At 66.2% G+C, this 7131-nt stretch carries 4 protein-coding genes; all 4 read left to right on the top strand.

Annotated features, from left to right (window positions below; translation table 11 throughout):
• On the top strand, positions 1-545 hold a 545-nt coding region (locus F1735_RS32005; protein WP_229506069.1), incomplete at its 5' end, for a methyl-accepting chemotaxis protein.
• 262 nt (positions 546-807) lie between these two features.
• On the top strand, positions 808-1962 hold the full coding sequence (gene carA / locus F1735_RS32000; protein ID WP_167240861.1) for a glutamine-hydrolyzing carbamoyl-phosphate synthase small subunit: 1155 nt from the start codon (positions 808-810) through the stop codon (positions 1960-1962).
• Positions 1955-5779, top strand: a complete 3825-nt coding sequence (carB, locus tag F1735_RS31995; protein ID WP_167240859.1) for a carbamoyl-phosphate synthase large subunit — start codon at positions 1955-1957, stop codon at positions 5777-5779. The genes carA and carB overlap by 8 nt, the downstream gene beginning before the upstream one ends.
• Positions 5780-5853: 74 nt before the next feature.
• Positions 5854-7131, top strand: a 1278-nt coding sequence (locus F1735_RS37980; RefSeq protein WP_167240857.1) for a methyl-accepting chemotaxis protein, incomplete at its 3' end; no start/stop codon positions are given.

Here is a 7131-nt window from a genome sequence, read left to right as displayed (position 1 = left end):
TTGCGGTAGTGGCGTCCGAAGTGCGCAACCTGGCGCAGCGTTCGGCCGGCGCCGCCAAGGAAATCAAGCAGTTGATTGGCGACTCGGTCGATAAGGTCGACAGCGGCGCCAAGCTGGTCGACCAGGCCGGCCTGACGATGCAGGAAATCGTCACCAGCATCCATCGGGTCACCGACATCATGGGCGAAATCACCACCGCCAGCGCCGAGCAGACCGCCGGCATCGACCAGATCAACGAAGCGGTCGGGCAGATGGATTCGATCACCCAGCAAAACGTGGCCCTGGTCGAAGAAGCTGCGGCGGCGGCCGGCCTGCTGCAAGAGCAAGCGAGCACGCTCACGCAAGTGGTCAGCGTGTTCAAGCTCGATGGCGCGGCCGCGTCGATGGCCGCGGTGCGCCACGCGCCGCAGCGCAAGCTTGCCGCCGTGCCGGCGCGCCCGGCCGGCAAGCCGGCGCCTGCCGTGCGCAAGCTGGCAGCGCCCAAGCCCGCGCCGCACAAGCGCGCCGCCGCCACAGTCGCCGCATCGGACTGGGAAGAGTTCTGACGCGCGTACGTACACAAGGAGCGGGCAGGGCGCCGGTAGCGCGCCCGCCCGTTTTGTAACAAACTGTCATTGATCCATATCATTGCCGTTTTCCCGTTCGCTGCTGGCGAACAGGCGGCACATACCAAATGTTGGTTTAAGAAGACAAGCGACAAATCTTCGATGTAAGGCGTTATTTCTTTCAGGTATCGTGTTTTTCGACAGGCAGCGTGGGCTCCCAACCGCCACGCGCCGTGCCGAATGCACCTTACTGGGAGACTGTATGAAGCACCCGCTCAGCGGATCGGGCACGCGCCCCGGCGCCATTCTCGCACTTGCCGATGGCACGCTATTTCACGGCAGCGCCGTCGGCGCGCCAGGCCGGACCAGCGGCGAAATCGTCTTCAACACCGCCATGACCGGGTACCAGGAAATCCTGACCGACCCCAGTTATACGCGCCAGATCGTCACCCTGACCTATCCACACATCGGCAACACCGGCGTCAACCCGCAGGACTGCGAATCGACGCGCGTGCATGCGGCGGGGCTGGTGATCCGCGACCTGGCGCTGCTGGCGTCGAACTTCAGGAGCGGCGCCAGCCTGTCCGACTACCTCGCTGCGCACGGCCTGATCGCGATCGCCGGCATCGATACCCGCAAACTGACACGCCTGCTGCGCGACGGCGGCGCCCAGAACGGCGCCATCGTCAGCGGCGACGACCCGCAGCCGGCGCTGGCACTGGCGCGCGCTTGCGGCGGCCTGGCCGGCGCCGACCTGGCGCGCCTGGTCACCACCCAGGCAGCGTACGAGTGGGACCAGACGGTGTGGCGGATGGAAACCGGTTTCGGACGCCGGCAAGGAGCACACCTGCACGTTGCCGCATTCGACTTCGGGATCAAGTCGAACATCCTGCGCATGCTCGCCGAGCGCGGATGCAGGATCACCGTGCTGCCCGCCACAACGCGCGCGGCCGAGGTGCTGGCGCTCGCCCCGGACGGGATCTTTTTGTCCAACGGCCCCGGTGACCCGGCCGCCTGCGACTACGCGATCGAGGCGGCGCGCATCCTGATGGAGAGCCGCATTCCGATGTTCGGCATCTGTCTCGGGCACCAGATCATCGCGCTCGCGTGCGGCGCCACGACGGTCAAGATGAAGTTCGGCCATCGCGGCGCCAACCATCCGGTGCAGGACCTGGCCAGCGGCAAGGTGTCGATCACCTCGCAGAACCACGGCTTCGCGGTCGACGCCGCGACCTTGCCGGCCAATTGCCGGGTCACCCACGTGTCGCTGTTCGACGGCACCTTGCAGGGTTTCGAGCGCGTCGATACACCAGCCTTTTGCTTCCAGGGCCATCCCGAAGCCTCACCCGGCCCGCACGATACGGCTGGCCTGTTCGACCGGTTCGTGACCATGATGGAGGATTGCAAACATGCCTAAGCGCGCAGACATCCGCAGCATTCTGTTGATCGGCGCCGGCCCGATCGTGATCGGCCAGGCGTGCGAGTTCGATTACGCCGGCGCCCAGGCCTGCAAGGCGTTGCGCGAGGAGGGCTACAAGGTCATCCTCGTCAACAGCAACCCGGCCACCATCATGACCGACCCCGAGATGGCCGACGTCACCTACATCGAGCCGATCGCCTGGGAAGTGGTGGCGCGCATCATCGCCAGGGAGCGTCCCGACGCCTTGTTGCCGACCATGGGCGGGCAGACCGCCCTCACTTGCGCGCTCGACCTGCACCGCCACGGCGTGCTGGCCGAATTCGGCGTGGAGCTGATCGGCGCCACGCTTGACGCGATCGACAAGGCCGAGGACCGCGCCAGGTTCAAGGCCGCCATGACCGGCATCGGCCTGGCCTCGGCCACGTCAAGCGTGGCGCACAGCATGGCCGAAGCCTGGGAAGCGCAGGCGGCGCTCGGTTTTCCGGTCGTGATCCGGCCCTCGTTCACCATGGGCGGCAGCGGCGGCGGCATCGCTTACGACGCCGCCCAGTTCCACACCATCTGCCAGCGCGGGCTGGAACTGTCGCCCACCAGGGAGTTGCTGATCGAAGAGTCCCTGCTCGGGTGGAAAGAGTTCGAGATGGAAGTCGTGCGCGACAAGCTCGATAACTGCATCATCGTCTGCTCGATCGAAAACCTGGACCCGATGGGCGTGCATACCGGCGACTCGATCACGGTGGCGCCGGCGCAGACCCTGACCGACAAGGAATATCAGATTATGCGCAACGCCAGCCTGGCGGTGCTGCGCGAAGTGGGCGTGGACACGGGCGGCTCGAACGTGCAGTTCGCGGTCAACCCGCACGACGGGCGCCTGATCGTCATCGAAATGAACCCGCGCGTCTCGCGTTCGTCGGCGCTGGCCAGCAAGGCCACCGGGTTCCCGATCGCGCGCGTGGCGGCCAAGCTGGCAATCGGTTTCACGCTCGACGAACTGCGCAACGAGATCACCGGCGGCGCCATGCCGGCCTCGTTCGAACCGTCGATCGACTACGTGGTGACCAAGATCCCGCGCTTCGCCTTCGAAAAATTCCCCGGCGCCGACGAGCACCTGACCACCCAGATGAAATCGGTCGGTGAAGTCATGGCGATCGGCCGCACCTTCCAGGAATCGTTCCAGAAGGCCCTGCGCGGGCTCGATATCGGCGTCGACGGCGTGCGCCGCGACGGCATGCGTACCGGGCGCGCGGTGATCGAGGAAGAGCTGCGCAAGCCGGGGCCGGACCGCATCTGGTACGTGGGCGAAGCGTTCGCCCAGGGCCACACGCTCGATGAAGTGCATGCCTGCAGCGCCATCGATCCATGGTTCCTGGCGCAGATCGGCGACCTGGTCGAGATCGAACTGTGGATCGAACAGCAAACCCTGGCCGCGCTGGACAAGCCGGTCATGGTCCGCCTCAAGCAGCAAGGTTTCGGCGACCGCCGCCTGGCCGCGCTGCTGGGCGAGACCGAGCAGGCGGTGCGCGAGGCGCGCCACGCGCTCGGCGTGCGGCCCGTGTACAAGCGGGTCGATTCCTGCGGCGGCGAATTTGCCGCCAGCACGGCCTACCTGTATTCGACCTACGACGAACAGTGCGAAGCGGCGCCGAGCGCGCGCCGCAAGATGATGGTGCTCGGCGGTGGCCCGAACCGCATCGGCCAGGGCATCGAATTCGACTACTGCTGCGTACACGCGGCGATGGCCCTGCGCGAGGATGGCTACGAGACCATCATGGTCAACTGCAATCCCGAAACCGTCTCCACCGACTTCGACACCTCCGACCGCCTGTATTTCGAACCGGTGACCCTGGAAGACGTGCTGGAGATCGTCGCCCTCGAACGGCCGGAAGGCGTGATCGTGCAGTTCGGCGGCCAGACCCCGCTCAAGCTCGCCCTGGCGCTGGAAGCGGCCGGGGTGCCGGTCATCGGCACCTCGCCCGACATGATCGACGCCGCCGAGGACCGCGAGCGCTTCCAGCAGATGCTGCAACAGATCGACCTGCGCCAGCCGCGCAACCGCACCGCGCGCTCGGAGCAGGAAGCGGTGCGCATGGCCGACGACATCGGCTACCCGCTGGTGGTGCGGCCCTCGTATGTGCTGGGCGGGCGCGCCATGGAAATCGTGCATGAGGCGGCCGACCTGGAACGCTACATGCGCGAAGCGGTCAAGGTCTCGCACGATTCGCCGGTGCTGCTGGACCGCTTTCTGGATGAGGCCATCGAGGTCGATGTCGACTGCGTGGCGGACGGCAGCCGGGTCCTGATCGGCGGCGTGATGGAGCATATCGAGCAGGCCGGCATCCACTCGGGCGACTCGGCCTGTTCGCTGCCGCCGCATTCGCTGAGCGAGGCCACGGTCCTTGAAATCAAGCGCCAGACCGCGCGCATGGCGATGCAACTGAACGTGGTCGGCCTGATGAACGTGCAGTTCGCGGTGCAGCAGTTGCGGGTCGACGCGCGACTGCTGGACTTCATCTATGTACTTGAAGTCAATCCGCGCGCCTCGCGCACCGTGCCGTTCGTGTCCAAGGCCACCGGCCTGCCGCTGGCCAAAATCGCCGCGCGCTGCATGGCCGGGCAGTCGCTCGACCAGCAGGGCGTACATGAAGCGCTGGCGCCACGTTTCTGCGTCAAGGAAGCGGTTTTCCCATTCGCCAAATTCCCCGGCGTGGACACCATCCTCAGTCCCGAAATGAAGTCGACCGGCGAAGTGATGGGGGTCGGCTCTACCTTCGGCGAAGGCTTCTTCAAGGCCCAGCTGGGGGCGTCGGTGCGGGCGCCCACCGGTGGGCGCGCCTACCTGCGCGTGCGGCGCGGCGACCAGGCGCGCGCGGTGGCGCTGGCCCGGCGCCTGGCCGGCGCCGGCTTCACCCTGTGCGCCAGCCTGGTGACGGCGACCGTCATCCGCGCCGCCGAAATCGAGGTCGTCGAGATCGACGACGCGGCGGTGCTGGCCGCGCTGGCGGCGCGCGAACTGGCCATGGTGGTGCTGACGGTGGATGAACGGCGCAGCGCGGTGGTCGCCTCGCAGGCGTTGCGGGTGGCCGCGCTGGCCGCCGGCACGGTGGTATGCACCACCATCGCCGGCGCCGAGAGCATGTTCGAGGCGAGCCTGCATGCGGCCAGCTTCGGCCTGGTGTCGCTGCAAGAGCTGCACCGCGCGCCCGCCCTGGCCGCGCCATCGCCCACAGCGCGGCCAAGCCCCACGCCGGCCGACCTGCTGGCGGCCGCCGCCGCCTTGCCCGAGCGGCGTCGCCAGGCGCGCCAGCGCACGGTCGGCGCGCCCGCGCTCAAGCTGTTCATCCGCCAGCCCTTCACCGAATCGGACGCCGCCCAGCAGCATCTGATCGGCCAGGTGCTGCACCTGATCGACGGCGCCAACGGCCTGCCGCACCCGTTCGACTACCTGACCGGCGCCAGGGCTGAAAGCGCCGACACCTTCAAGAAATCGTTCGAGCGCGATACCGGCCTGCCGTTCACGCCCAAGCACTTTCGCGACCACCGGCTTGGATTGCTCGATCAGGCCGACGCGCTGGTCAACATCCGGGTCGGCATGAGCGAGAGCAGCGCTTTCGAACTCGGTTACCACATCTTCAAGGGACGCCGCACGCCGGTGCTGTTTTTGGTGTGGAAGGAGGCGCCGATCAAGACCACCCTGATTCGCGAACTGCAGGACCTGTGCGACGTCACCTACCTCGAATTCGGGCATGTGGACGAACTGCGGGCCGGCATCCAGGCATTTTTCGCGCGCTTGCCGCCTCCCGCCGCAAGCTGCTAACGCAAGCACGCCGGCCGCATGGTGCGGCCGGCTTCAACGCTTCCCTTAAGAACAGTAATCCAAGGAGTATTCGAATGTTCGACAACATCAGCATCAAAAGCCTCGTCACCGGGGTTCTCGGCTTCCTGATCGCGCTGCTGGTGGCGGTTGGCGCCATGGGCATTTTTGGCGCAAGCCATTCGGTCTCCCTGATTCGCGACGTCACGCTTGAAGACTACAAGAACAGCTCGGTGCAGGCGGCCAGCCGGCTGGAGATGGAACTCAATCGCAGCCAGATCCTGCAGGCGCTCCAGCACAATCCGGTGCTGCCCTCGTCGCAGCTGCACGACCATGCGCTGACCGTACACTTCGACCAGATCGAGGCGATCGGCGAACGCGCCACCAAGCGCTGGAAGCAATACATGGCCGCCATCAAGTCACCTGAAGAAAAGCGCCTGGCCGAGGAGTGGTTTGCCAAAAGCGAGGGGCTGGGCCTGGAACATATCCGCAGCACGGCGGCCCTGATCAAGGCCGGAAAATGGGACGACGCCGAACATGTGCTGATCAAGAAGATCAACCCGACCTACCGTGCGGGTGACGCGGCGATGGAGCGCATGAAGGAAGCCATCTCCACGCGCGTGAACAGCGACGAATTGCGCGTCAAGGAAGAACTCAAGGAAATCGGCTACGCCAATATGGTGGTGTTGTTCGTCGGCGTGGCGCTCGGGCTCGCGGTAGGCTGGGCGCTGCTGCGCGCCATCTCGGCGCCGCTCGAGGAAGCCATGCAGATCGCGGTGCGCGTGGCCGATGGCGACCTGACCGGCAAAATCGGCAAGCACGGACGCAATGAGATCGGCGCCTTGCTCGGCGCCCTGGACAAGATGAAAGCCAACCTGGCCAGCATCGTCTCGGAAGTTCGCAGCAGCACCGACACCATTTCCAGCGCCTCGAGCGAAATCGCGGCGGGGAACACCGACCTGTCGGACCGCACCAGCTCCCAGGCCAGTTCGCTCGAGCAGACCGCCGCGTCGATGGAAGAATTGACCAGCACCGTGCGCCAGAACGCCGACAATGCGCGCCAGGCCAATGTACTGGCGCTGTCGGCGTCGGAAGTGGCCACCAAGGGCGGCGTGGTGGTGGCGCAGGTGGTCGAGACCATGGGGTCGATCAACGCCTCGTCCAAAAAAATCGTCGACATTATCGCCGTCATCGACGGCATCGCCTTCCAGACCAACATTCTGGCGCTGAACGCGGCGGTGGAAGCGGCGCGCGCCGGCGAACAGGGACGCGGCTTTGCGGTAGTGGCGTCCGAAGTGCGCAACCTGGCGCAGCGTTCGGCCGGCGCCGCCAAGGAAATCAAGCAGTTGATTGGC

The sequence above is a fragment of the Massilia genomosp. 1 genome (assembly GCF_011682185.1).
GTDB lineage: Bacteria > Pseudomonadota > Gammaproteobacteria > Burkholderiales > Burkholderiaceae_D > Telluria_A > Telluria_A rubra.
Note: the sequence above shows the minus strand (reverse complement) of the source record. Positions and strands in the feature narration are given on the sequence as shown.

What these genes read in the sequence shown, in the direction of transcription:
- carA (WP_167240861.1), top strand. Translation starts at nt 808, where the DNA reads ATGAAGCACCCGCTCAGCGGATCGGGCACGCGCCCCGGCGCCATTCTC.
- carB (WP_167240859.1), top strand. Translation starts at nt 1,955, where the DNA reads ATGCCTAAGCGCGCAGACATCCGCAGCATTCTGTTGATCGGCGCCGGC.